The 25,815-nt window shown below is 56.0% G+C and carries 19 protein-coding genes; 13 read left to right on the top strand and 6 right to left on the bottom strand.

Annotation, left to right across the window (positions count from 1 at the left end; all coding sequences use genetic code 11):
- Positions 1–8: 8 nt before the first annotated feature.
- From K3G63_RS23120 to K3G63_RS22070, 3 genes are all read right to left on the bottom strand, one after another.
- Positions 9–3,353: an RHS repeat domain-containing protein gene (locus K3G63_RS23120; RefSeq protein ID WP_220616324.1), complete on the bottom strand. Its 3,345-nt coding sequence runs from the start codon at positions 3,351–3,353 to the stop codon at positions 9–11.
- 746 nt (positions 3,354–4,099) lie between these two features.
- Positions 4,100–5,392 carry a replication initiation protein gene (locus K3G63_RS22075; RefSeq protein WP_220616323.1) on the bottom strand — a complete coding sequence of 431 codons (1,293 nt, stop codon included), beginning with the start codon at positions 5,390–5,392 and terminating at the stop codon, positions 4,100–4,102.
- A gap of 614 nt (positions 5,393–6,006) precedes the next feature.
- Positions 6,007–6,777, bottom strand: a complete 771-nt coding sequence (locus K3G63_RS22070) for a ParA family protein (RefSeq protein WP_220616322.1) — start codon at positions 6,775–6,777, stop codon at positions 6,007–6,009.
- A 255-nt stretch (positions 6,778–7,032) separates the two neighbouring features.
- Between K3G63_RS22070 and K3G63_RS22065 the strand changes: the two genes are divergently transcribed.
- Positions 7,033–9,021, top strand: coding sequence for a T9SS type A sorting domain-containing protein (locus tag K3G63_RS22065; protein WP_220616321.1), 1,989 nt, complete (start codon positions 7,033–7,035; stop codon positions 9,019–9,021).
- 74 nt (positions 9,022–9,095) lie between these two features.
- On the opposite strand, the gene K3G63_RS22060 is transcribed toward K3G63_RS22065, so the two are convergent.
- The 3 genes from K3G63_RS22060 to K3G63_RS22050 all read right to left on the bottom strand — a co-directional run bounded on the left by K3G63_RS22060 (position 9,096) and on the right by K3G63_RS22050 (position 16,045).
- On the bottom strand, positions 9,096–12,689 hold the full coding sequence (locus tag K3G63_RS22060; protein WP_220616320.1) for a fibronectin type III domain-containing protein: 3,594 nt from the start codon (positions 12,687–12,689) through the stop codon (positions 9,096–9,098).
- A gap of 44 nt (positions 12,690–12,733) precedes the next feature.
- Complete coding sequence (locus K3G63_RS22955) at positions 12,734–14,050, bottom strand: DNA/RNA non-specific endonuclease (RefSeq protein ID WP_259404644.1); 1,317 nt, start codon at positions 14,048–14,050, stop codon at positions 12,734–12,736.
- 1,113 nt (positions 14,051–15,163) lie between these two features.
- The gene (locus K3G63_RS22050) at positions 15,164–16,045 is read right to left on the bottom strand and encodes a hypothetical protein (RefSeq protein ID WP_220616319.1); all 882 of its coding nucleotides are present in this window, start codon (positions 16,043–16,045) and stop codon (positions 15,164–15,166) included.
- 267 nt (positions 16,046–16,312) lie between these two features.
- Between K3G63_RS22050 and K3G63_RS22045 the strand changes: the two genes are divergently transcribed.
- From K3G63_RS22045 to K3G63_RS21990, 12 genes are all read left to right on the top strand, one after another.
- Positions 16,313–17,155 carry a Rha family transcriptional regulator gene (locus tag K3G63_RS22045; protein WP_220616318.1) on the top strand — a complete coding sequence of 281 codons (843 nt, stop codon included), beginning with the start codon at positions 16,313–16,315 and terminating at the stop codon, positions 17,153–17,155.
- 32 nt (positions 17,156–17,187) lie between these two features.
- The gene (locus K3G63_RS22040) at positions 17,188–17,718 is read left to right on the top strand and encodes a hypothetical protein (protein WP_220616317.1); all 531 of its coding nucleotides are present in this window, start codon (positions 17,188–17,190) and stop codon (positions 17,716–17,718) included.
- Positions 17,719–17,797: 79 nt separating this feature from the next.
- On the top strand, positions 17,798–18,784 hold the full coding sequence (locus K3G63_RS22035) for a hypothetical protein (protein ID WP_220616316.1): 987 nt from the start codon (positions 17,798–17,800) through the stop codon (positions 18,782–18,784).
- A gap of 224 nt (positions 18,785–19,008) precedes the next feature.
- Positions 19,009–20,046: a hypothetical protein gene (locus K3G63_RS22030; protein WP_220616315.1), complete on the top strand. Its 1,038-nt coding sequence runs from the start codon at positions 19,009–19,011 to the stop codon at positions 20,044–20,046.
- Entirely contained in the window at positions 20,043–21,476 is a 1,434-nt protein-coding gene (gene dnaB / locus K3G63_RS22025; protein WP_220616314.1) for a replicative DNA helicase, read from the top strand. The genes K3G63_RS22030 and dnaB overlap by 4 nt, the downstream gene beginning before the upstream one ends.
- 53 nt (positions 21,477–21,529) lie before the next feature.
- The gene (locus tag K3G63_RS22020) at positions 21,530–21,892 is read left to right on the top strand and encodes a hypothetical protein (RefSeq protein ID WP_220616313.1); all 363 of its coding nucleotides are present in this window, start codon (positions 21,530–21,532) and stop codon (positions 21,890–21,892) included.
- A gap of 42 nt (positions 21,893–21,934) precedes the next feature.
- Complete coding sequence (locus tag K3G63_RS22015) at positions 21,935–22,339, top strand: hypothetical protein (RefSeq protein ID WP_220616312.1); 405 nt, start codon at positions 21,935–21,937, stop codon at positions 22,337–22,339.
- Positions 22,340–22,516: 177 nt separating this feature from the next.
- On the top strand, positions 22,517–22,813 hold the full coding sequence (locus K3G63_RS22010) for a hypothetical protein (protein WP_220616311.1): 297 nt from the start codon (positions 22,517–22,519) through the stop codon (positions 22,811–22,813).
- Positions 22,814–23,293: 480 nt separating this feature from the next.
- Positions 23,294–23,944, top strand: a complete 651-nt coding sequence (locus tag K3G63_RS22005; protein ID WP_220616310.1) for a terminase small subunit — start codon at positions 23,294–23,296, stop codon at positions 23,942–23,944.
- Positions 23,945–23,994: 50 nt separating this feature from the next.
- Positions 23,995–24,777, top strand: a complete 783-nt coding sequence (locus tag K3G63_RS22000) for a terminase small subunit (RefSeq protein WP_220616309.1) — start codon at positions 23,995–23,997, stop codon at positions 24,775–24,777.
- Positions 24,764–25,066 (top strand): hypothetical protein, encoded by a 303-nt coding sequence (locus K3G63_RS21995; protein ID WP_220616308.1) that lies wholly within the window; start codon positions 24,764–24,766, stop codon positions 25,064–25,066. Before K3G63_RS22000 ends, K3G63_RS21995 begins: the two co-directional genes overlap by 14 nt.
- Positions 25,067–25,070: 4 nt before the next feature.
- Positions 25,071–25,403, top strand: coding sequence for a hypothetical protein (locus K3G63_RS21990; RefSeq protein WP_220616307.1), 333 nt, complete (start codon positions 25,071–25,073; stop codon positions 25,401–25,403).
- The last annotated feature ends 412 nt before the right edge of the window (positions 25,404–25,815 follow it).

Raw genomic sequence — 25,815 nt, 5'->3', positions numbered from 1 at the left:
AGCCGGGCTTAGGGGCGAGCGTAGCGGTACTCGTTTTCGGATAAGATTCTTCCTTGCTCGTCACGCACGCGTTGCAAACGGCCTAGCGCGTCGTATTCATAAAAGAGCGTGCGTCCGTCTGGGCCCGTTTGGGAACTTAAGCCTACCAAATGTCGGTAGGTGTAGGTCGCCAATTGGCTGCCGACCAAGTGCAGCCGCACCTCATCCACCCGCACGCTTGTTCCCTGACTATTGAGACGTATCGAACTGCGAATCGGAACGCGAACCTGATAGAGTGCCCAATTGCCGTGGCGGGCAACGGGGGCAGACAAGAACTGTGTGGTCTGATCAGCCACTATGGTCGGCACCCCCATTGCCCAGAAACTGAGTTGATAGATGCCTGGCGCTAGACCTGCGCGCGTTAACTCGCGACCAGCAGCCAAGTCATAGGACCACTCCCCACTTAGACCTCCAGGCACGCGGCCAGCCTCGGTAAATGTCCAACTGCCCGATGCACCCGGCTCGAAGCTACTGAAGGCTAATTGATCTAACGACAAGGCTTTACCTTCAGCTAGGAGTTGCCCGCTGAACTGATCCCAGAGGTAACTAGTACTGACCCCGCGCGGAGTGTGGGCTTGAGTGATGCGCGCCTGCGTATCATAGTGGTCTACGATCAACTCGGGCTGATAGGCAGTCGCGTAAGTTAACGCCCCCTGTCGGATGGCGGAAAAGGTAAAATTCTTTACGGAAATCGGGGCCGCCAAGCGCAGGGCCAGTTGCTGGTTGGGTACTACTATCCCTGGTGAGAGAATACGTGGCAGGAGCAGACTACCTTGCGTGACGAGCGTGTCGGTACCACGGATTCGTAAGGTTGTCTGTTCCAAGACTTGACTTACCTGATGATTGCGCAGCCATTGCCGGATTGCTAGCGCCTCACTACTACTCACTTGCGCCGTATCGTAGTCCGCTGCGTAGCGAGTCCGCTGCTGGCGCACTTCGCCCGATACAGTGGTTTCGACTAGGGTCGGTTGCTGATGGCGAGGGTTAGCATACTGGTAGGAGGTCGTACTCAGGTGGTAGCTGGTTGTGTCTCGTATGTTGTACTGATAGCGTTTAGTCCGATGTAGAGCTTGCCAGCCAATCGTCTGCCGAGTCTTCTCCCACCCGTAAGCATACACGCCATCTCGTTCAGCGGTGGAGAAGGGGTCGTAGGTGATGGTTGCGTTAAGGCCTGCACTGAAGCCCATGATCTGTACGGAGTCAGTCGATACTTTGTATTCGTTTTCCAGACGGGAAACTAACTGCTGTCCCGTCCGCTCAGTTGTATAGACGTCCTGCCGTAGCAGGTGGTCTCGTTGCCAACTATTGCTGATTTGTGGAACAGGTGGATTCCAGCCTCCACCATCATCACTCATACTTCCATACCAACTGATCGTACGACCAGCCGTTTCGCCCGTACTGGAGCTATCCACTACCTGCACGACGTAGTATCCTGCTACCCGGTCACTGCCCGACAATTCTGTGTAGGAATTAGAGCTGAGTACGGTATATACGATGTCAACTGGTGGCGGTGGCGGACCACCCATGCCGCAGTCACTACAGTTATTAAATACCCCGCGTACCCGCGTAATTTGCTGGCGGCTATATAGGGGCACAGATTTGCCAACCAGATAGCCACTGCTTAACGTCGAGCCTGGAGCTTGGTAATAGTAGCGCTTGATGGACAGGGGTTGTTGTGGTGCAGGCTGCAGATGTAGCTCTCGTATCCGTACGCCACCTATTACCTCGTTTCGATAGGCATCTAGCCGAACTCCGGACTGATGTGTCAGTACTAGGCGTGCCGATGCACTACCACAAACTCGCAGTTCTACTTGATAAACATGATCTTTCTTCCAAGGAATACCGCCCTGCCCCGCCCAAGTAGCCGTCGTCCCAAACTGCGTCGTTATAGTCGTGACAACGGTCTGGCTATATCCAGGGGTAATATCCGTGATAGTAGCTACGGCGTTGTGGTGCCCTCGGCCCTCCGTTGTAAGAGGGTGGGAGGCATACAAACTATACGTTCCAATAGGCGCTTCTTCCGTTATTGTAAGCGTTTGAAACTTGCTTTGGCACAGTTGATCCTCTGCATAATCACCGGGACCATTTCCTTGCAGCTCGACCGTTGTCACGGGCGTAGGTACAGTATAGCGCTTAGCTACAGTGTTAGGTTCGTAGACTAGCTTTTGGTAGCCCCCTGTCGGATAACGAATCTGAGTAAGCAAGCCGGCCTGCACGAACTTGGGATTCGGCTCCCGGTCCGCTCCTGAGTATACGTAGGGACTCGTGCTAAAATACCGGCCAACCAGCGTTGTAGGGATGTGTAGAGGAGTGTTCTTAGGTGAGATAGGCTGCGCAGCCCCATTCGTATAACCCCAATGGTCCCGAGCTCCGGTTAGTCGGTTAGGCAGCGGTTGTTGATTATACGTGAGCACATAGGCCGGATAACGCAGCCCGGAGGCCTGCGTGCGTACAGAATCAAGACGCAAGCGGGCATCATCCCCTAGTTTGTCACCGCCGAAATACGAGTGAAATAGCCGTACATGCTGCAGTGTATCGCGACGGGAAGCCGACAGTACTGTCAGAGATACCAGGCGCATGTCCCCTGGAATATCGCGCCGGCTGGCATCCGTAGCCACGTCGATCACTCCCCCGCGAAAATAAATATGCCGCACTTTCAGCGTTTGCTGACTGGAAATCGAAGACGTTTCATCAAACGACTCTGTAGGGTTTCGATCCAAATGTGATGACCCATCCGTGCGTATCTCCGTCACAAAGGTTTGTTGCTGCGAAATAGATCGTTGTTGCAGGCCACGCGATTCATAAGTAAACCGGATCGTGTCGGCTCGGTCTGCCGAGATAATCTGGTTCAGGTACCAGGCCGATTGATAGCTAATAGGTGCTTTACCCCGTACGAACATGTACTCTGGGCTCCGGAAGTAGTAACGCGTTCCACTGGCATCCGTCAGTTCGAATGCTGAATCCCGCCGCTGAATATGCAAGGGCTGCAAAGGAAGCGTGTGAAATTGCTTGTCATTTCCTAGCTGGAAGCTGCCGGACTGTCCCAGCATCGTGAACGTATACAGATCCGGCTGGTAGTCAAGTTCATTCTTCGCCACTCGGTCTAGAAAGCCGCCGTGAGTGGCTATGCCGATATCTCGCATATAGGGCACTAGGTCGGCGTAGTGTTCGAAGCCTTGGGGACCATCGTCGGGTGCCCCGCGCACAATGCGGGTAATGGCGCCGCCCGCCTGCAAGCTCCACCCTAACCCCGCCCAAGAAGCCCCATCACTGACGCGTACGCCCGAAGCATGATAACTCAGCGAAATGGGCACAGAGAGCGAGCCGCTACGCACCTGATACAGGGGTATAGAAACGCTGGGCGTACCGGCTGCCTCATTCACGGGCATAAGCGCATAGCGTTCTAAAGCCGCGGTGGTAGGGGCCGGGGGTACGTGCGGCAAGAAGGAGGTTGTGGGGCTAGTTGATTGGGAAATGGCGCGTAGGCTAGCAAGTAGCAGCCAAGCCAAAAGAAGGGCGCGGGAGCGCATAGGAATAGAGGTGTTTGCGGAAAGCAAGTAGATAAAAGAGACTGCCGGTACGCCTACCTAGACAAATAGTAATGCAATGATTAATCTATTCGCTCGCGTAGAATCGGGCGGAATATGGTGACAATACTAGAGAAAAATGAGCGATTTATAATGTCTTAGCACCAGACAGCTTCTGCTTTTATTTTTTGGACTATAGCAGGACAAGTTCATTTGCATCCTATCAAAACAATTGATTTCATAAGGAAGTAGAGAACTGATACAATTAATAGAGATTAGACAAAATCCTGTACGTGGACAGATGCCCAGGGCTATTGACCGGAAAAATGTTTATAATTACATTGAAAGCTCCATACCGCATTTACTCTTTTCAACTGCACCGTTATAGAAAGCTTCATTGACCTTATCTACGTTTAAGGCGATAGTCCCAGTAATGAGAATAGCTCTGGAAGCACACAGGTAGAATACTGTGTACCTCCAGACCCTTTCGAAAGCTCTCGTCTAGTGGTTGCTATGCTAGCCTGTAGTCTATACTACTCTCGCTTCACTAGCCAGTCCTCTCCACCCCGCTGCTCGACAGCAAACCCGTCCTGCAGATACACTTGATACAGATGCTGCTCAAAGGTGGCGGCCCGTTTCTGGCGTTGGGCATAGGGCCCGGGGTTGTCATACATCTCTTGCGCCTCGCTCAGGCGTAAAGCAACTTCGATGCCTTTGCCGGCTGCTTGTCCCTGAGGGTTCTTCTTTGTTTCTACCGCCGCTTTCGCCTGCTGGTAGTCAGCATAGAGGTATTTCTCGATCAAGGCTTTGTAAATAGCTCCGGCGGGCTTTTTGATCTTGCCCTTACGGAATTGCCCTTCGACGATACGCACCACGTAGGCGATATAGTCTACATCATACTCTCCTGCCTCAAGCTGCTGACTAACCACTGCTAAGCTCCTCTCCCCCACTCCTATCTCGGCTAAGGTTCGCGTCCAAGCCGGTACTTCACTTGAGGGCGATTTTGTAGGCATGACTTGCTCCGCCTGGGGAGCACCTAACAGGAACTTTACCTCTGACACCGCCTTACCCTGCTTCTGTAACTCATAGGTAAAGGACATATCCGTCTGCTGCATCTCCGTCTGCGCCTTGTCCAGGATACGGGTGCGCAGATTATTGAAGCGTGGGTATTCACCCTCTTGCAGATCCAGCAGGAAACGCAGCTGGGCAACGGTAATCGTCCGTTCCTTGAAGGTAGCGTACTCCTTCAGCAGCCAGTAGATGCGGTAGGAGTAGAAGCTCTTGAGCTTATTGAGTTGCTCCAGCTGCGCCAAGGTAAAGTTGCCGCTCTCCCTCAGTTGGAGTAGGTAGGGCATAATCAAGGGGTTAAAGGAGGCTACTACCCCTCCCCGATCGCTTTCGTAGGCCGCCTTGGCCATGAGTGGAATGAACTCGAAGTCCGGTTTCTTGCTGCGTTTTCGCGTGCCCTGTTGCGTATCTACCAGCTTTTCAATGTAGAGGCGACGGGAGGTAATGTTGTTGCACATCTGTTTCACCTCTTCGTAAGCTGAGCCGCCCGTGCGCTCGTGAATGATCTCGGCCATGGGTACGAAATGCTCCCGAAACTGCGCATCTCCCGGCTCAATACGGGTAAGCAGAGAGATAAACAAGCGCATCTCCAGCGGTACAAAACTGAAGCGCGCGTTGATCAGCGCGTTGTGTTGCGCAACCGTTTTGTCGATAGCCGGAATCAAGGGCGATTTTGTAGGCATAAGCAGCGCAACCGGGCGATTTTGTAGGCGTGAAAGGGCGATTTTGTAGGCATCAAACGTCGATTTTGTAGGCATAAGAGGGCGATTTTGTAGGCATGTATCCCTTTAGACCACACAAAGACAATAAGTTACGGCCTCCGTAATTACTAATATAGTATATGTAAAAAGCTAGCTTGCTTAGGGCGATTTTGTAGGCATGAAATCAAAGTATTCTTGCAGGTAAAAATTAGTACAACTCAAGAATTTTCGCCGCGATTTTTTTACCATTTTACACCTTTGTAAACGGCACATAATATGCGTATTACGTGCTGAATATCAGCTATGTACCTGGGTACGGAGGGAGCTTCCGCTTCACACGTTCTTTTTCCGGGAGTGGCTTGCCAGCATCCGGGTTTTTCTCGAAGTGCGCAAGCAAGGCCTCTTCCAGAATGGTGCTCATATCCTCGCGTGACCAGAACGAGAGTTGGTGTAGTTGGCGAAAGACCTCGGTAGGCAGTGTATTAGTGAACCGGGTCCTCTCCTCTACTGGCTGCTCAACGGGAGTCGACGTAGTGGGGGCTGATTTGGGTGTTGCCGTTCCTAGCAACAGGTCGTCCGGATTCTCAGCGGTGTTGGAAACTAGCTTGGTAAGCCCGAATTTGGATTTAGCAGCCATATGATACAGCTTGTATGGGTAATGCAGATGATGTTTATAAGGTAGACATTTTGCGTATTTCCTGTGTCAGCGCTTCGTAGTCCTGCAGGGCATTACTATGCCGGGCCCACTCGTACAAGCTTTGACGCTGCACCTGGGCTTCTGCTACCGACACATTCTCCCGGATAGTGGTCTGCATGACCAACGGGCCCAGCTCTGGGTGCTCCTTCATCATCGCAACGAACTCGTGGTGTAGGCTACGCCGGTAGGAAGGAGAATATTTCGTCAGGAACAACCCGCCTACCCGCAGGCCTGGGTTGTAGTTCTTCTGAATACGCCCTACGATATCAAGCAAACTTTGCAGCCCCTCGTAAGCAAAGTATTCCGGCTGTACCGGTATGAATACGTAGGTTGAGGCAGTCATTGCCGCTAACGCCAATGGGGAGTTAGGGGAAGGGCTGGTATCGAATAGGACGTAGTCTATCATCTCCTCTAGTCCGTCGAGTGCGTTGCGAAACAACATGGGGTACGCCATGTCCGCACCCAGCACTTTTTCAGCAGCTGTCAAAGACTCCGTAGCAGCTACCAGCCACAGGCGTTCCCCTACTGGCTGCATCATCTCGGCCAACGAGGAGGAACCTTCGGCTATTTGAGTTAAGGACTTGTCCTTCGCTACCTGCGGCAAGCACATCGTCAGATTGCGTTGTGGGTCGCAATCAACCATAAGCACCCGGCTTCCGGCATTCGCCAAGCAATGGGCTACAGCCCATACGCTGGTACTTTTTCCAACACCGCCCTTCCTGTTTGCAAAGGTCAACAACTGCATACACTGCATAGTAAGGTTAAACCATACCATGAAGGTCATGTGTATACTCTGTATTTGCAATATTATCCACAAAGTATTCCTTATGCATATTATATGCATAAGGAATACCTCACACATATACTGCATTATATTTACTATACATATTTAGCATTTTAAATCAAGCATCCATATGTCACTATTTATCTAATAATGACCTGGATACGGGGCACACAGCCTGCTATGTTTAGCTATCCATTCATATATCATTCCTCTATTATGAAACACGTATCCCTTTTCAAAAGGGCCACCGCTTTGCTTTGTGGTGGTCTACTCTTTACCAGCCAGCTTAGTCACGCACAAGAAGCTGACCCTGCTTGGCGCGCTTATTACCGCACCAGATTGCGTGAGGTAGAGCAGGAACTCAACAAGAAGCCTGGCGCCATTCAGAGAGCAGGAGCACCTGCCGCCACCTCCGTAGCGCAACGGGGTGCCTGTGATCTGGTCACGAATGGCGGGTTCGAAACCCAAGTTGCCGCTCCCAGCCGCATTAACAATATGGGGGGTGGGACTTGGGCCAGCAACAACCCCGACTCGAATCCCATGACTTCCCAAGTATCCGGTTGGTCAAGCCCGACGGAAGGCACGCCAGAGTATTATGCGCTGAACGCGTCCAACCCTGCTAACCCAGCGGCGGCAGCTTTAGTGAACCCTAATACCGCTTTGATGGGGCAGTATCCGGTATACATGGACCAGGCAAATATCGGCTTGTTTCAAGCGCCAGCCAGTTCGTATTATGGAGGGCCCTATGCGGAGTATGCCAGCTCGCAGCTAACGCAGTCCTTGACAGCCGGGCAATACTACGCTGAGTTCTACGTCTATCGGGCCGCCAATACGGTGTGGTCGGCCTATGGGATCAACCGGGGGTTCGGTATTAACTGTACAGCCAGCCCTGTTGCCATGCAAAATGGTGCCGGCGGCTATCAGACATTACAGAGTGGCAGTGCCAGTGTCCTGAACAATGTAGGCAACGCCCGGGGTGGAGCCATCACGGCCTCCAGCTGGAACCGGATTTCCGGCCAATTTACGGCCGCCGGAGGGGAGCAATACCTCACGGTGGGACAATTTCAATCGGACGCGGGAGCCTACGGCTACATCAATGGCGACAACACCCGGGGAAGCTACGTGTATGTGGACGAGGTAGCCCTGTATCGCATCCCGACTGCTGGGCAAAACCGGACGGTGTGTACCCCAACTAACGTCACGCTTGGCGAGGGGTGCCCGATCCCCGGAGCCACGTACAGTTGGCGGGTAACCGGCAGTCCGTACGTGTTTGCCGGTACGTTGAATCCGAGCGTCAACGTGCCAAGCACGACCTCCTTCACTCTCACCGTGACGCTGCCGGACCAGAGCACGGCTACCAGTACAGTCATCATCACCGCGCTGGGGCCTCCCCCCACGCCGACCTTTAGCATGACGTCCAGCACCTCGCAGTGCACCTCCACCAAAAACTACCAGATCACCAACTACGACTCGCGCTTCAACTACGTTATCTCCGCGGGTAGTGGAGTCTCTGTCTTCCGGACCAGCCCCTCCACCTTCGTGCTGCAGGCTACCAGCGGCACCAGCAGTAGCTTCACCGTTACCATCACCGGGTGTGGCACGAGCACGACGACTGTGCCGATTGATTTTCCGGCGGCCGAGGTGGCCGGCAACTACTACTGCGGTTACAGCCCCAGTTACAGCAATCAAATCCCGATGAACACGTATCAATCCCTGGGCATTACCAATCCGCAGGGAGCAGATGTCGGCGTATTTTTGAATTCGCCTTATCGATTTAATTTCACCACGAACGTCCCCGGGTTTTATCTGACGGAAACCAGCGGCGGCGGCACCCACTTTATTTTGAAGCCAGGGCAAGGCATCACCCTAACAGCTACTTCCATTAACGCACCTTGCCCGATAGTGGGGCGCTGGGCCTTCTATGCTCCTAGTTTGGGAACAGCGTACCGAGTCGCCTCCAACCCGGTGAGTTCGGAGGTGCAGGTAGATGCGTTGGATACGAACTCGACAAGTGTAGTTCCCAGCGCGTCGGCTGAATCATTTGAGGCAAGGCTGTACGACAGCTTTGGTCATCAAGTAAAGACGCAACGTAGCGCCCAGGGTAAAGCGGTATTGGACGTACGTAGCCTACCCAATGGACTTTATATCCTACGCGCCGGGAAAGGCAAGGACGCCATCTCCGAACGGATTCAGGTGACGCACTAAGTAGTATTACATCTATAAGAAAAGGGCCACCCAATGGGTGGCCCTTTTCTTATAGATGTTATGATAGCTACCCGTTAACGGGTCAGCACCAGGCGCGTGTGCAGCGGTGGGCTGCCGCCACCGCTCACGCGCAGCAGGTAGGTCCCCGCGGGCAGGGTAGGGGGCAGGGCCAGCGGCACTTGCTCTTGCTGCGCGGCTGGCCGCAGAGGCTGGCGATACTGTACCCGGCCCACCTCGTCAAGCACTTGTACTTCCACTGCCTGGCCGGCACGGCCCGTCAGCGTGAGCTGTACCGGCTGGCCGGCCACGGCTGGGTTGGGGGCCACCTGCAGGGCTGCCACGGAGCCATTGGCGACGCGGGGAGTTACGGTGACGATATCACTCTGGTGGCGTGTGCCATCCTGGTCTTCCTGCTCCAGACGGTAGTAGAGCAGCCCCGCGGGGGCAGCCGCGTCCAGTAGGCGATACTGCCGGGCCTGGCTGCTGGTGCCGGCCGCCGGTAGGCTGCCCACCATGGTGAAGGTCTTTCCATCCAGCGAGCGCTGCACCCGGAACGAGCGGGCCTGCAGCTCTTGGGCTGTGGTCCAGGCTACCTGAACTTCCCCGACCGCAGTGCGCTGGGCCGTCAAGCGGGTGAGTGTCACGGGTAGCGGGGCCACAAAGGCGCGGGCAGCGGCGTAGCTGTTGGCCACATGCAGGCCATCGAGCAGCAGCGGAGAAGTGTTAGCCCCCTGGCGTAGGGCAACGGCCCCGATATTGTCCGGGGCGGAGCTGGCGGCCTCCGTGCTGATGGCATTGGCCGTGGTGGGCTCTGTCTGCCCGGGGTTCACGTACAGACGGGTCTCCGTGCCCGAGGGGCCAAAGGTGTAGCGCACCAGTAGTAGGTAGGTCTGGTTGAGCTCGTAGGATGTCGGATCGTACTGGGTCGTGGTGCCGCTGCCGGAAACCCCAAACTGGATTCTGCCCCCGGCGGCAGAGCGCACGAACAGGCGGGCCCGAAACGTAGAGACTACCGGGTCGGGGCTCAGGTGCAGGAAATAGTCGGCCGTGCCGGCGCTGCTCACGTTCACCAGCACGGATGCGTAGACGGCCGTGCCAGCCGGCTGCGGAATGAAGGTGCGGTGCACGTCCTCGCCCGTCGCCGTAAGGGCCGCGGCCGCGCTGCCGGCCGTCAGGCCGTAGCTCGGGTAGCTAAGTCCCGTCGCACTTGCCTGAATAGAGTTCGTGCCCGGAACGCTGTGGGCTGTCCAGCCGTGATCGGTGAGCCGCTCCCCGGCCGGGTAGGCGAAGTCCTCGGTCAGCAGCAGGCCGGCCGGGGGCGCGGGTGTGGATAGGGTCAACTCGCCGTAGGGCGTGAGCAGGTAGTTTTCGGCCCCGCTGGTGTTGTCGTCATTGTAGTCGAACACGGCGAAGGTGTACTCCGTGTCAGGCGTCAGACCAGTCACCGTAACGGTGGTGGCGGCCGAGGCGGCAACCACGTAGGTGCCGGGGGCCGGCTGGTCGCCTTGGCCGTAGGTGACGTTGGCGGCGTACGTGGTGCCGTCCTGGGGCTGGAACGAGAAGACGGGGCCTGGGGTAACGAGCAGCAGCTTCTTGGCTCCGTTACCTCCGCTAATGCGCAGCGTCACGCTAGTGGGGGCAACGGTGGTGGCCGCCAGGGTACTGCCCTGGGTAGGCTCGGCGGCCAGGGCCACCGGGGCGGTCGTCAGGCTGACCTGCGGGCCGTAGCTGGTGCCCTGGGCGTTGGTGGCGTAGGCCCGCACGTAGTAGGTCGTGTTGGGCAGCAGATCCGTCAGCGTGCTGGTGAAGGCCCCCAGGCCGCTCCCGGCTAAGGTAAAGTCGTCCTGGGTGGTGGGGGCCTGCGTAGTGGCGTAGACCACGCCGCGGGCCGTCACGGGGCTGCCCCCATCTTCCAGCACCTCGCCTCCGGCCGTAGCGGTGGTGGCCGTCAAGGCGGTGGGCGGGGCCGTGCTCAAGCTGGGCGGATACACCGGACTCGTGCCGGTGCCCGATACCTGAATGCCGGGGAGGGAGGAAGCCCCGACAGAACTGACGGCAATCGTGGCCGCATAGGCCTGCGCCAGGGCGGGCACGAAGCGCACTTCCACGGTGGCCGAGAGGGTGCTGCCAGCGGGCGTGAGCGTGAGCGGGGCGCAGCTGAAGGCGGTGGTGCCGGTGCGCAGCTGAAAGCCGCTGGGCGGGGTGAGCGTAACCGGACCGGAGAGGTTGCTGCCACTCAGGCTCAGGGTAGTAGCTGAAGAGGCGGAACCCACCACGACGCTGCCAAAGTCGGGCACGGGGTTGGGCGTGACCGTCAGCGTGGGCTGGGGAGCAGAGACGATAACGGTAACCGGGGAGCTGGTGGCCGGCACGCTGCCGCAGGTGCTGGTGGCCTGGGCCACGACGTAATACGTACCGGCCGTGCCGAAGTCGCTGCCTTTGGGCGTGTAGGTGGCGGCGGTGGCGCCGGGCAGGGTCGTGGTGAAAGGGCCCGTGCTGGTGGTGGCGTACCGCCACACGAACGAGGACGGTGCCGTGGCCGTGGCCGTGAGCGGCGTCCCGGTGCCGGTAGTCGTCAGGCCCTGGTCCGCGGGTGGGTCAACCGTCACGGCGTTGCTGGCCGGCGGGGTGATGAGGGTCAGGTCCGCGGGGTTGGGCGTGCCCATGGTGCCCGAGGCGGCGTGGATAACCCGGATGCGGTAGCCGGTACCGGCCGGTGTGCCCGCCGGTAGGGTCGCCGCGATCGGCGAGGTGGAGCCGGTGCCGATCAGGTTCTGGGTTAGATCGGAAGAGAAGGCGCCGGCAGCGTCGGAAAACTGGGCGCTGAAGGGGCCACTCAGACCGCCGCTCACCGTAAAGGGTACGGTGACCGCCGCCCCGGAGCTGCCCACGCAGAAGGGGCTGCCGCTAATGGTACCGGTCGTCAGCGTGGGCGTCGCGGGCGCAGTGGACAAGGTGGGGGTTAGCACCAGGTTGTCCAGGCCCAAGGCCTGGGCGTTGGTGCTGCCGCCGCTGCCCACGTAGGACCAGCGCAGGTAGAGCGTGGCGCCGGCCTCCAAGCGGCCGAGTTCAACGGACTTGCGGATGGACGTAGGCGTAGCCAGTACGCCCGTTGTCGCGTCTGCCGGGTAAGTCTGAGACCCCTCCGTCACGAAACCAGACCAGGAATTCGCTTCCCCGGTCCGGCTGAGCCGAAGTTGCCAGTCAAAGGCCCGGGTACCGGTGCGGTATTTTTCAATGTCATACTCCAGCAGCAGCCGGGTCATGGGCTGAGCCGTCGCGTTGCGCACGGCCAACAGTAAGTCGCGGGGAGAAGAATAGCTGTTGGAGGACAGGTAACCCAAGGCCCGGTCCGTACTCGTGGCCGTGGCACCGGAGGCGAAGTTGTACGCCCCGCCGGTGGAGGTGCTGTTCAGCGCCCCGCTACCAGAGGTACCTGCGGCCTGGGTAGTGACGGTTGTGTTGCTAGCCGCCCCATAGGCCGGGGAGCTCCCTCCGGAGGATAGCTGAAAACCGGTGGGGACGGGAGCTGTGGCGCTGGTGCCCAAGCCATCAAAGGTTTGGGTAACAGGGTCGGCGCTGGTCAACTGTATTTGGGCCTGGCTGCTGAGACTCAGCAGCACTAGCAGGGCCGTGAGCACGCGCGTCAGGGAGGAAAAAGCCTGCATATCGGAAGCGGAAAAAGTCAGAAAGGGAAAGGGAATCGACGCACCTAGTTGGTAGGACCGTTGTCGACCTGGGCCTCCACGACTTGCTGGACGCTCACAGGCAGGGCCGAGAGCAGGTCCAGGCCCGTCGCGGCTTCAATGGCATCGACCGTGGTGCGGAACTGCCCCCAGTTGGGGCTGATCGAGTTGTCGTTGGGCGTATCAATGGCGATGATGCGGGTGTTGGCATTCACCCGGCTCACGTCCCCCGTGCCCACGGGCAGCACCACAATCACTTTCCACACGCGGGCGGGCACAGTCACGCGGCCCTGGTCGATGGTTTCCAGGTAGCCGTTGCGGCCGGTGCCGCCCTTGCCGTAGCTGCCCATGATGATATAGAGTTCGTTGCCCTGGCCTACCAGCGTGCGGGAGTACCCCTCCAGATTGTTCCAGGTCTGCTGGTTGTTGTTCGGCGCCTGCGGAATCATGTTGGTCATCAGGAAGGTGGCTGAGTTATCGGCTACCGAGCGGGTGCGGTCGGCCGAAGGGGTGTTGTGCCCCCGGTCAAAGCCCGAGCCGGAATAGCTGGTGCCTTGTACCCGGTACCAGCCGGCGGGTAAGGTCTCATCGGCGCGGAAGTCGTCCTGCCGGGGTGCCGAGCCCTGCCAGTCGCGGGAGAGGTACCAGCTCACCCAGTTGGGGGTGCCTCGGTCCCGGTGGTAGCTCAGCGCATACTGCGGCTTTTCCAGCAGGTAGTTAAAGGGCTGGTTCACGTCGGCCACGGCCCCGCTGGGGTTGCCCATCGTCAGATGCTGATTGTCCCCGGCCACGGGCAGCGGCGGCGTGGCCGCGAAGGCTGCCACGGTGAAGTTGTCGAGGTTAAGGCGGGCGGCGGTGCCGGTTACCTTGCGCAGCTGGAAACGCAGGCTACCAGGCACGTTAACGGAAAAGGAAGCCGTTTGTAGAGCGTAGCTGCTAGCTATGACTGGCTGGCCCACGCGCACCCAGTCGGCGCAGCCCTGGGTCTGGTAATACAGTTCAAAAGCAGAGCTGGCATCGGTGCCGTAGGCAGCGTGCTGCACCGTAACAGTCGAGGCGCCGTCAGCCAAGAAGAAATCCATGGTGAGCGTACCGCGCTGCTGCAGGCGCGCGGATTGGGTGCCCATGCGATGGTCCTCGGCGCTGGTACCCAGCAGGGCATCGTCCAGGGTCCAGGAGCCGGAGCTAAGCGCCACTTGGCCGGCCGGATAGGTAGTTTTCGTGCCGGTGTCAAAGGATTCCTGGGTCGCCGTCTGTGCGTAGGCGGACCGGCCCGCTAGCAGGCAGCCGACGAGTAGCAGCAGTTTCCAGGCGCTCGGCCAGCGCTGGTAGGAGTGTTTCATGCAACAGGTAATAGATGGAGGAGAGATGACGGGCTGAAAGCCACCACAAAAATAGGATGCAACTCACGCGCATATGTTATCCTAGTGTTACCACTTCAATTCTGTATGGAATATGTTATATGGCTGAGCATAGCGTAGTTACATCTGTTGCCTGCGTACAGGTATTAGCACTAGGTTAGAATTAGCTGGGCAAGCGAATGGGGAAGAGATGCACTTAGCAGAGCAGTACCGTAGAGGTGCCGCCGTAGGATAAGCTTTGTATCAATTCAGGATAAGTTCACGTAGTTTCACCTAGCCAAGCAGCGAGCTCTCCGTTCGCGCATTGGCATGTAGTCAGGTATGGAAGACCCACATGCAATGGCCCCGGTGAGCCGGCCACTCTTTCTGGATCCGAGCCGATCTATTTCGTACGAGGTAGCTGTGCGAGTATGCCAGCATGTGCTTGGCTCCTTTGCTCACGGAACTCTCAAGACGTGGGCACAAGCCCAGCAGCCTCCCATCAATTACACGATGCTGGTCAATTTCAAAAACAATCATGTGCCAAAGCCAATGCCTCAACTGGTCCAGCGCATTCTGCAGGGACTAGGCTTGCCTACCCATCTATTTCGGGAGCCCCATACGACGTACTTCCTGTTCCAATACCAGGCACACTTTGATCAAGTACAACAGCATCTGATCCAGATAGCGACCCGGCTGCAAGCCGATATGGGAAACTCCGCTAGCTAATCATATATATAGCCTTTGCCAATAAAGTAGTCGGCAGAGGCTACAAACCCAGAATATAACATTATATAAACGGGCGTTTGGAAAACGTTACAGCCTCGGTCTTTCTCTTTTCGAATGCAGTGGGCGTTGGAATCCATGGGCGTCTAAGACAACAACTCATGAGGGTCGGGGTGTGATTATGCTACACTTTCCCCAGTCGTATGTTTGCACCGCTTGCTCCGGGTTAACAGGTGTGTGTCCTGGAGTAGTAGAGCCTACCTACTGCAACAAAGCCCCACCTGATATCAGGTGGGGCTTTTCTGTATATCTATTTTTTCTAAGAGAGCCTCTATAGGCATTTTCATATTAGGGTGCCTACCGCGGTGGGTGGGCTGAGTATGGCATAGGCTATTTAGTCGTATCGGAGTTGGTATTGGGCAGTAGGATGCTTTCCTCTGGCAGCGTGGCGGCGTACTCGCGGGCCTCGCGCTGGATCATTTCAAAGTAGGCTTGCTGATCTTCTACGGTGCCGTTATCCCGTTCAAACAAGGGTAGGATCTGCAATGCTAGCCCCCGCAGGTAGCTGTCCGACTTTACTTCTGGGTGGTAGGTTTCTCCAATTAGGGTGAAGAGCATCTGCCGCCACACTGGCTCGTCTTTCGTGCGTTCAATGCGTTGGCGTCGCAGTTCAGAAGTGCGCGCCTGCTTCAGCGTGGCCGTTAGAGAGGGAGTAGCTGATTTCGCAGGCCGGCCAACTGCGACCGTCGGCTTAGGCATCTTGGGTCGGTTCGTACTGCCATCGCCCCGGATGATATAGAGTAAGTCTACTTCAAAGTACGCGTCGAGCATAAAGACAAGTTTAAGCGTGCAGTGATAGCGGCCGGACTGAATTTCGGAGATAATGCTGCGGTGGGCCTGCAGAATGGTGGCCAGTTCCGAATAGGTATCGAAAGCACCCTCATAGCGCAAGCGCTGCACCTCCTCCAAAAATCTAGCATCTACATCCGCCTGGCTAAAAGTAGGCACCTGCATTTCATAGGCTACAGCAGGATCTCGCTTCAGCATGTCACCATCGCCGGTTAGCAGCCATTCTGCACGTAATTCCGGATAAGAAGAGACGATTTTTGACAGAACATCGTAGCCTGGCTTACTCTGGCGCTTGCCCAGAATGTCCCCTACCGTGCCTGTTCGCACGTCTATTTTACGTGCAAACGAAGCTTGTGAGCCTTTTTCCAAGTTATCAATCAGATGCTGAATGCGTTGGTTAATAGTTGATTGTGGTTCTTCCATAGTTTTTGTGCAGGGTTTTGTTCGTTATTTCTTGCTCTTTGTCCGTATATGATGTTCATTTGCATTAGTCATCATCATCATCACGAGAACGGCCGCAATGTACGGCATTTCTAATATTCGATATGGACACCCACATTCCAACTATCCGCGAGCTGATGCCTGATGGGTTTCTGCGTACGCTCGTTTCGCGTACCAAATGCCGTCAGCCTGCATACCTGTCCAACGTGGTACTGTCTGAATCAGTCGCCTCCAAGTATTGGGGTGCCGTTGAAGAACTGGCTCAAGAGAATAATCCGGAAGGATACGCTCGCTGGAAAGCGGCCCAGGCCGAACCTGTTAAGGCTTAAGGCAATGCGGGAGCTCGTGTTTCCTACGGAATCTGGCAATGCGGCAACTGATACGTTGCGGGTAGCCGCTGCCTTTGAGAAGCAACACGAAGACGTTCTCAGCATCTACGATGAACTGAAGCTGCTGCCTTCTATTCGCAGCTGCAACTTTGGGGAAGGGTTCTATACCGATGCCCAAAATGAGCGCAAGCGTAGTGTGCTGATGACTTGCACCGGCTTCAAAAGCTTGGTGAACGGGTTCTCGGGAAGAAATTATGCCCACATCAAGCGCATGTTTCTGGCTGAATTCGAGCGCCTGGAAGCCCAACTGCGCGGATACGAACAACCGCTGCAGGGCTTGCCTCTGTTGGGGTTAACCAACCGGTCCACTCAGGTTGACGCCGAAACCCAACTCGCGCAACACTTACTGGCTCAGCCTGCGGGCGCACACGGCCTAGCTGCTTATCACAACAACATTATGCGCTGTCTGACGGGTAAAACAGCCGCAGAATATGTGCAGGCAGGTGTATTCGCGGGCATTTGCCCACCCTCCACCTCGGGCCGAGAGTTGCTGCGGCAACTGGAGCCTGCCAAAGCAGCAACGGCGGCATGGATGGATGACCAGATGCGCCGCGGCCGCACCCTTACTCAGCTCACAAAAGCTGGGGTGCACAAATACCTTCCGCTGGCCTTTGAAGCGATGCTCCGGGCGGGCATTGCACCGGCGGAACTACAAACAGAATCACACTCAACCCATGGCGACTGGCCTCGCCTTAACGCTTAATCAACCTTCACTCTTTTTCAATTCCTCATTCTATGAAAGCTTCTCGCAAAATCACCGCTGCTACTGTAGTAGCTCCTGTTGCCACTGCTAGCGTTTCGGCTACGAAAGCCAAAGCAGTCAAGGCTGATGCCCCTGCCAAATCAAAGCGCGCACCTCGTGCGAAGCGAGCTAAGCGGCCCCAAGCTCCCCTTCAGTATCATGTGGTAACCCCGGAGGGCAAGAAGGTTTCGCTTTCGTCGGTTCGTCCTGGTGACCAACTCGCCGTGTACACCGTCACCAATAGCTCTACTGCGGTGCCGGTGCAGGTTACGCCCGCGCCAATCATCGGCTGGGCTCGCACGAGCACCGGTATCTCCCTCTACCTCCCCGGCTCCACCAACTCTTCCTTTCGCTCGGCTCTGGAAGAAGAAGAAGGGACTCTGGTAGAAGAGTGCTTTTTCACACCGGCTACCCCTACTACCCTCTGCGAAGTAGCCATACAGGAGCATAGCGTCGGTGAGCTGGTGTACTACCCAGCTGTCAATCAGACACGCTATGTAACGACCTCTACTATTCGCCCCTAGCAGAGCAAAAAAAACGGGCATCCCTGGCCGGATGCCCGCATTTCAATTCTTCATGAGCAGCTAGCTCACCACAAAGAAAATGAAAACTCGCCAGATCAATGTAATCACTGCACAGAGTACTACCAGTACATCTACAAAGGCGCTGGATCCTGATTTTATCAGTATACCTGGCTTACCTGATACTAGGTCCGCAGACGAACCGCAACCTCTACAAAGCTGGTTGAAAGACTCTTTGCTTTACATGGCCAATAACTCCCCATTGGACTGTGTGGAAACGGCTAAGGTCTCCAAGCTACTCGCCAGGCCTGGCTTCACTCAGGAAGCCGGACTTCAATTACAAGAAGTTCTGATTCGCGCTATTCGGCAAGCAGAAGCGAACCGCATAAAGCAGCTTAAGAATCGGATCGCTGACCGAATCCATGCTTATCCTGAATTATTTACTCAGACTTATTTCGGACGGGGCCGGGCTCAGTCTTACTTAAGTTCTATTTCCAGCGATTACATATCCTGGAATCATCTGGAGCGGATTGACGTCGAATCCGAAGAAGGTGTGCAAGCCTGGCTTGACTTGTACACACTGATTGACCGGGCCTTGGTAGACGGGGAGAAGATGCAACAGGAGATGCGCCGGGCCATGCGCAAACCTGGCACGACGGAGGCTGATGACCAAGCAACGATTGCCCAGCATTTAGAGTGCTTCCTGAAAGGTCGCGCTGGTCAGGGCAAATACCAGATGATGGAAGCAGCTCGCCACCTCTATGAGATGCTGTTGGATGCGAAAGACCCTAAACGGTTTATTAATCTCGTGCTGCTCCAGTTAGCGACTGTGAAAGACAACTTGCCTGAACTCATGGCCAGTGGACAAGGCCCGGTTTCGACGTTAGTAGATATTCCTGAGTTGAAGCATTTGACTCAGAATCTGTTTGTGGCTTATACAGACGGCGCAGATTCAGAGGCTATCTACAGAACCATTTCGAGAATTTATCGCATCCTCCTGCTCTTGCCCGCGCACGATAAGTCTATAGATCCGCTGCAGCAATTGATGACTGATTATAGAGCGTCCTAGCCTATGGTGCTTGCCTTTTGAAGTCGCCACTGTACGGCTCCTTGTCTATTCTTGCTCGCTGCCATGGTTATCACTCCACCTCTGAGGTTTACCAGTTAAGTAGGAAACCAGTTCCGCCGCCCTCCTTTCTATAGTTCAATTTCCTGCGGCAACAGGATTGACGTCTCTCCTACCCTTGGTCTCGCGGCTGGCTCCTCGTCAGCCGCGCACCTATTGCCCGCCTCATGTCCACTACCGAGACCTCCAACCGTGCTCTAATCATCCCGCCCGAAGTGCTGGCCTTGCCCATCGACCTGATTACATGGTCGGCCCGGCTGGTTTTATCGGAAATCATCGACTTGCACCGGCCGCATCACTGTGTCTTTGCCATGGATGATCATTTCGCGAAGCGTTGTGTGATGAAAAAGCGCACGGTGGAGGATGCCATGACCCAGCTGCATAAGGCAGGGCTTATTATCCGGGACCTGGATCAGAAAAGGCCCGCTTGGTGCCGGCGTATTGTTACACCCAAAGTACCTGGTCTCGTGTTTGGGCCGCCTACCTCAAAAGAACCGCTGGCCTTTGATCCACGTCGCTCCCTACCTACCGCAGAATTTGCGGTAGGTAGGGGAGGCAGTGACGCTCACGAGGGGGAGTCATTAGCTACCGCAGAATCTGCGGTAGATTCAGAATCAGTAGCAGATGCCGAACCCAGTTCGGCTATAGCTCCCGCAGAATCTGCGGTAGGTAGTGATAAGCTCCCGCAAAATCTGCGGAAGGCTCCCGCAAAATCTGCGGTTGACCTACCGCAAAATCTGCGGGAAGCTCCCGCAAAATCTGCGGACATAAATAACAGTTTAAATACCAAGGGAAATATCAGTGAAGAACCTATCCATACCGCGGCTTCGCCGACGGGTAATGGCTCATCTTCTTCGGATAGTGGGAAGTTGACCCAGGACCGTTTTGCCAAGTGGCAGACGTGGGCCAAAGAGCATGCCCCGCAGGTTCTGAAAATGAAGGTACCGTTAACGGCCGAAAAACTTGCTGATCTACGCAGTAAGTGGGGAGTGGCCTTACTCCAGGAGGTCTTTTCAGCGATGGACAACTGGGAGCCCCTGCTGAAGAAAAACCGCAATGCCTGGAAAACGGCCAACACGTGGTGCCGGAACCGGCAAGGCAATCCTCAACCAAAGGGGAAAACAACTGCGCCTGTCACCCCTGCTCGGACGTCGGATAGCATGGCCGATAAAATTCTGGAAATGGAAACCAAAGACATCGAATGAAAACGCCCCAACGTACCGAAACCCTGCCCCCGCCCAGTGATATAAAGTTGGAAATCGCCACGCTGGGCGCCATGCTGCTTGAAAAAGCAGGTTTGCAGACGGGCATGAGCCTGCTGCGAAACAATCACGAGGTATTTTACGAGGACAAGCACCAATATATATACCAGGCTATTGTCAAGCTCTACAACCTGGGGAGGGCAGTGGATATAGCCACCGTTGCCCACCAGCTGCGGGTAGATGGCAAACTGGATAAGGTAGGGGGCGCGCACTACGTAGCAAACCTAACCCTGCAGATTAACTCGGCTGCCCACCTGCATACTCATTGTGCCTTTCTGCTGGAGTTATACACTAAACGCACGATGGCCGACGTGGCCAGGCGTATTCTGGCTAAAGCATATGACCCAGTGTATGATGCTCACGCCCTGATCAGTGACTCCTATTCTGACATGAATGGGCTGCACGATGTGTTGCAGATCAAGCGGCCGATGTATGTACACGAGCTACTGGATGCCACACTGGACAAAATAGAGCTGGCAGCCCAGCAACCTGGGGGGATAACAGGCATACCAAGTGGCCTGCGCACACTGGACCGCATTACCGGGGGGTGGCAGTCGCCGGATCTGATCATTATTGCCGCGCGGCCGTCGATGGGCAAGACTACCTGGGCTCTGTACATGGTGCGCCATGCAGCAGAACAGGGCTTTCCCGGCGTGTTTTTCTCGCTGGAAATGAGCGACACCCAGCTGATCACCAAGATGATTGGCACGGTGGCCGGCTACTCGACGAATCGCCTGACGCGGGGCAACTTTCACGGCGGTGTTGACGAAGCCCGCTCTATTCGGGCCAAAGCGGAATCCTTGCGGCCCCTGCCCATGCTCATTGACCAGACCCCAGGCCTTTCGATCAGCGAGTTTCGGGCGAAGGCCACTAAGCTGAAGGCGGAAGCCGGTATACGTTGGATCGTTGTTGATTACCTCCAGCTGATGCGAGGTGAGGACCGTGGCTCGCGTGAGCAGGAAATAGCCAGCATTTCCCGCACCCTGAAGGAAGTTGCCAAAGAACTCAACGTCCCGGTGCTGGCCCTCTCGCAGCTGAGCCGGGAGGTGACGAAACGGGACGGTGAGAAGGAGCCGCAGCTGTCAGACCTGCGCGAGTCCGGAGCCATTGAGCAGGATGCGGATGTGGTTGTATTTCCGCATCGCCCCGAGTACTACAAAATCACGGAAGATGCTCTGGGGAATCCGACGAAGGACACTACCAAGATCATCTTCGGCAAGCATCGAAACGGCCCACTGGAAGAGGTAATTCTGTATTCAAACCTCACATATGGCCAGTACAAAGACCTGGGGGACTCTCCCCTGGCGATGACGTTCAACACGTTGGAGCAAAGCGCCGGCAGTAATCAGGATGATGAGCAAGACCCGTTCTAGCCCACCTGATGCCCCCGATGCATTTATTCATTCACGACATCAATTCCACCTCCATGGCCACTACCAATCTGGATTACCTGACCCGCCTGCAGAATGTGCTGATCGAAGCCAAGCAGGAATACGATGTATTGCAGTATATCTCGCTCGATGGCATGATTGAAGTAACGGCGGGCTCTGCCAAGCGAACCGTGAAAATAGCCCTACAGCCTGGGCCTGCGGTGGCCGTGTTCACGGAGTTATCGCAGGCTGCTTACGAGCGCGTCCAGGAACTGGAAAAGGAACTGACATCAGCAATTAATGAATTCGGTGACGAGATCGGGGCTGATCATCCCTTGATTGTTACGGCGCGCGCCCTGGCTAATGGGCAGTCTATTCCTACCCAATTCACTGCACCTATTTCCCGCGCCGGGGCCTAGCCCCAGCTGCGCTACCTTCTTCATTCTTATTTCCTCATAGCCATGCACTACCGTATCCTGGAACCTATACAGGCAGAAGATAATTTGGCGCAATTGTTCAACGCCTACACTCGCGGTCTTTCTACTTATGAAATCGTGACGGTGCCCCGCGAAACCATGCGGGAGTATCAGCAGGAAATGAAGCAAGAGTTGGAGGCGGAGGATCTGGATACCCCTTCCGCTATTGTCGAACGCTCCTTGCGATATTACGAGCTGGCCGTACTGCGTAATGCGCTGCATGGGCTGCACCAAAGCGTTGTGCAAGCCGTTGGCACGCTGCATAGCTTCTTCACCACCTATGAAGGTGACCTGCAGCGATTCGCTATTGAGAATCGAATCAAGACCCTGGAGCAGTATGGCGATGGGGAAGATGATAATTGGGAGTGGAATGGCATAGGAGACAGGTAAGACACAACCAACTGGAAGCCGACCTATAAAGAGGACCTGGATAGTATTCGGCCCTACTCCCTGCACGAGGAGTTGGCCAGCTGTTTCGCTGGTTACGACGGCCGGGGAGAATACATCGGAACCAGTGGCCCAGCCGACTTTGAGCTATCTAGCCAGGTGGTTGCTATCCAAACCGACATGTCTTTCCGTCGGATCATGGGGGCCCGCTTGGGAGAAGATCTTCCGGTATATCGGGTGGAGCCAGGGGGAGAGTTTGTGCCGCTATCCTTGGCCGACCAGATAGAGAGCGAGATAAACGAGGACTTAGCTAACGCCCGACTCGTCGAGGCCTTCAATAGCGTACTGCTCCTAGGAGCAGAGGCCCTGCAGTTGTATCAAACCCTGGACCCAACCCAAAAAAACTCCTATTATCACCTCCAGTCCCTACTTACGTGGATGCTGGACTACAAGGTAACGCTCGCCACCGGTGCCTGAACGGAGCCAGGCAGGGATTGCCGCATGCCACCTCGGCCGTTTCTCATAGAGATTCCTTGTATCACTGCGGTGAATATAGTCGCCGCGCTGAAAACCTGCTCCACTGCATGTAGGATGCATATTTCAGCAGAATGACGTCGACGCACTGGGGCGGTTTCAACCAAAGTCCGGATTTCGGACCCTGCCCAACACCCTCACTATCTCGCTCGCACACTCTTCCAATTCGCCCCAAAGCCACTGAGGCCACCGTTACTTTTCGTTACCTGTTTGCCAATTCAGCAGGTACACACCTTTTTTCGATAAACCCCGCACCAAGTTCAAGGCAACGCTGGTGGGTGTAGGAGGGCACGTGACCAATTTCAGGCCATTTCTTAGCAATTACACCGATATATCGTATCATTATGCCGTAAATCTCGACAATTAACCCTACCTCGAATACTTATTCATCTCGGTATGTCATCTTCAGCTTCTGGTGCTCCCTTGTCTCGTCGCAAAAAGCGCTTTGTTGATCTCTTCGCCGAAAGCGGCCAAGCAGTAGCCTCGGTCGAGAAGGCCGGGTATAGCCCGCGGCGGTCAGCTGAAATAGCCAAGGAGTTCCTGAAGGATCCTGCCATCATCGCAGCTGTAGAGCAACGCACCCGCCTGGCCAGCATCACCCGACCCGAAGCACTGATGCGCCTGACTCAGATCGGCCGTAGTAGCATGCAGTCATTTCTGGAGGTGGTTACCACACCCACCGGCGAGCAGGTTCGCATCAACCTGACTACTGAGGAAGCCCAGGAAAACCTGCACCTGATTAAGTCCGTGACGCAACAGCGCTACACGATGCAAACGGCTGATGGGCCGGTAGAGGTAGTCGAAACCGGGATAGAGCTGCACTGCGCTATGACGGCCATTGATTATATCCTGCGGTTGCTCGGGGAATACCCTGCCCAAAAGGTTGATTATACTACCAATGGGCAAAGCATCAACACCATCCTGGACCTTGGGCGCGTCGCGCAGCAGTTGGGAATTGCGGATCAGGATGTAGCCCGCTTCGTGATGGCCGTGAATGCGGCCGTGCAGACCTTGCCGTCGGAGAGTAGTCCCGACACTCCGGAAACCACTGCTCCTGCAGCCGCTGCCGCCTAGCAGCGGCTTTTTCCGCCTACCAGCTTACCAATATTCACCCTCTATTTCCGATGGCTACCGAACAGCCCTCCCAGCCTGAGCTACCGGCCGACACCCGGCCCCTGACCGACCAACAAAAGCGGTTCGTGGATGATTATGCCCAACACTGGAAAGGAGCACAGGCCGCCCGCACAGCTAAATACAGCGAGTCCCGCGCCAAGCAGACGGCCCGCGACCTGCTAAAGGATGACCGGATCCTGGCCGCTATCAAAGCCCGCGCTATTGAGCTGGGTATGAGCCAGGAGGAAGCTACGGTGCGCATGAGCCAGTGGGGCCGGGCGTCTATCGAGGATGTGATGGAGAAGGTGGTAGTAGAGTACACCCCGCGCATTCACAAGCCCTTGAAGGATATCGTAGCCGAGTTCAAGGACCAGATGGAATTTGAGCAAGAGGTTGCTATCGCCACGGAAGCTCTACTCTCGGGCAAGGCTCAGACCAAGTACCGGAAGCGGGCCCAGTCTGTCCGGCAAATGAAAAAGATTGAACTGCTGCGGATGGAAATGGAGTTAGCCCGCAACCCGAAAGCCAAGCGCTGGGTGAATGGCGAAACAGTTCCAAAGGAGGAAGTTCGCTTGAGCCTCGTGAAAGTGTTGGAGGCAAAAGCCGGTGGCATGATCAAGAAGATTACGCCTACTCGGTACGGTATGTCGGTGGAACTGCACGACGCCAAGGATGCTACCACCACCATGCTCAAAGTATTAGGGGCTTTTGCCCCAGTTAAGGTAGATCACACCACCAATGGCAATGATATGCCTGGTTCCAACATCATGATGCCCGACAATGGCCGCGACTGATCTGCTGGATGATTGGGCTACTGCCGCCTGTTGGGCCGTTGAAGACGAGGTAGCCGCGAGCTACGCGGAAGCACAACGGAGCATTCTGGCGTCGGTGCAGACCGTGTCGGCCCGCCTTAACGAACAGGAAGCCGTAGTACACGCTGGCTTCTTTGATCAGTACGAACAATGGTTGTTCTGCCAGTATGGCGACCGTCGCAATGGTGGCGAAGGTTTAGGGCCCTGGGGCAGTCGCCACGTTTGTGAAATGCTTTCTTCCAGCTGGAACGGCTGGCATAGTAGATCATAACCCCATGAGCCACTCACAGACCAATGCCCTCAACCCGGCTGTCCATAAGGCCGACTTCTCTCATCCTGGGTATCAGGCAATGCATCGCTGGTTCGGCCAGAGCTATGCCAACTACCTTATCCTGCCACGTGTTCAGCTCCAGTCAATGCCTGAAGAATGGCAGCAACGGTTTGCCTCCTGCCTGCGGGAGTTTACGGCGGCCTTCGCTGGCAGCGAGCAAGCCCGCAGCTACCAGGTACGGGCCATAGATGCGGAAGGGCACTATGTAAAGGACCCAGTGCCGCACTATGATGGCGGGCGCGCCCGTCTACCAATTAATACCACTGGCCATGAGTAGCCAGTGTATCCGTCGGCAGCTGCTGGCCCGTGGAGCAGTGTTCCGACCTGCCTTGCCTCTCGAATAAGCTTTTCAGCGTTTCCCACCTGCTCGCTTTTCCCATGAACACGTTCACAACACCTCGTAAGCGCCTGGCAACACGTCGGCGCCAACAACGCCTGATTATACTGGCAGGCCATACCGACCGGCTATTTGCCTTCTATGCCAAGGCCTATGCTGAGCGCCCACAATACGCCCTTCCACCGCGGGTACAGCTTCAGTACTGAACTGTACCAGCCTTTTGGTTGAGCCTCTCTAATCCTAGGGAGGCTTTTTTATTCGTCAACCTCCACCACAATAGCACATATCCGGCCCTTATATCGTCACTGTAGGCTGGTTGGGCACGGCATTTATAACGAAGCTATACGTTATA

The organism is Hymenobacter sp. HSC-4F20 (assembly GCF_019599275.1).
Classification (GTDB): domain Bacteria; phylum Bacteroidota; class Bacteroidia; order Cytophagales; family Hymenobacteraceae; genus Hymenobacter.
The sequence above is the reverse complement of the archived record's forward strand: the minus strand, read 5'-3'. Positions and strand labels throughout refer to the sequence as shown.

Bases quoted from the DNA above. Each gene is read 5' to 3' on its own strand.
- K3G63_RS22050 (WP_220616319.1), bottom strand. From the start codon at position 16,045: ATGGAAGAACCACAATCAACTATTAACCAACGCATTCAGCATCTGATT.
- K3G63_RS22040 (WP_220616317.1), top strand. From the start codon at position 17,188: ATGAAAGCTTCTCGCAAAATCACCGCTGCTACTGTAGTAGCTCCTGTT.
- K3G63_RS22075 (WP_220616323.1), bottom strand. From the start codon at position 5,392: ATGCCTACAAAATCGACGTTTGATGCCTACAAAATCGCCCTTTCACGC.
- K3G63_RS22955 (WP_259404644.1), bottom strand. From the start codon at position 14,050: ATGAAACACTCCTACCAGCGCTGGCCGAGCGCCTGGAAACTGCTGCTA.
- K3G63_RS21990 (WP_220616307.1), top strand. From the start codon at position 25,071: ATGAGCCACTCACAGACCAATGCCCTCAACCCGGCTGTCCATAAGGCC.
- K3G63_RS22015 (WP_220616312.1), top strand. From the start codon at position 21,935: ATGCACTACCGTATCCTGGAACCTATACAGGCAGAAGATAATTTGGCG.
- K3G63_RS22000 (WP_220616309.1), top strand. From the start codon at position 23,995: ATGGCTACCGAACAGCCCTCCCAGCCTGAGCTACCGGCCGACACCCGG.
- K3G63_RS22060 (WP_220616320.1), bottom strand. From the start codon at position 12,689: ATGCAGGCTTTTTCCTCCCTGACGCGCGTGCTCACGGCCCTGCTAGTG.
- K3G63_RS22070 (WP_220616322.1), bottom strand. From the start codon at position 6,777: ATGCAGTTGTTGACCTTTGCAAACAGGAAGGGCGGTGTTGGAAAAAGT.
- K3G63_RS22065 (WP_220616321.1), top strand. From the start codon at position 7,033: ATGAAACACGTATCCCTTTTCAAAAGGGCCACCGCTTTGCTTTGTGGT.
- K3G63_RS22030 (WP_220616315.1), top strand. From the start codon at position 19,009: ATGTCCACTACCGAGACCTCCAACCGTGCTCTAATCATCCCGCCCGAA.
- dnaB (WP_220616314.1), top strand. From the start codon at position 20,043: ATGAAAACGCCCCAACGTACCGAAACCCTGCCCCCGCCCAGTGATATA.
- K3G63_RS22010 (WP_220616311.1), top strand. From the start codon at position 22,517: ATGTCTTTCCGTCGGATCATGGGGGCCCGCTTGGGAGAAGATCTTCCG.
- K3G63_RS22020 (WP_220616313.1), top strand. From the start codon at position 21,530: ATGGCCACTACCAATCTGGATTACCTGACCCGCCTGCAGAATGTGCTG.
- K3G63_RS21995 (WP_220616308.1), top strand. From the start codon at position 24,764: ATGGCCGCGACTGATCTGCTGGATGATTGGGCTACTGCCGCCTGTTGG.
- K3G63_RS22035 (WP_220616316.1), top strand. From the start codon at position 17,798: ATGAAAACTCGCCAGATCAATGTAATCACTGCACAGAGTACTACCAGT.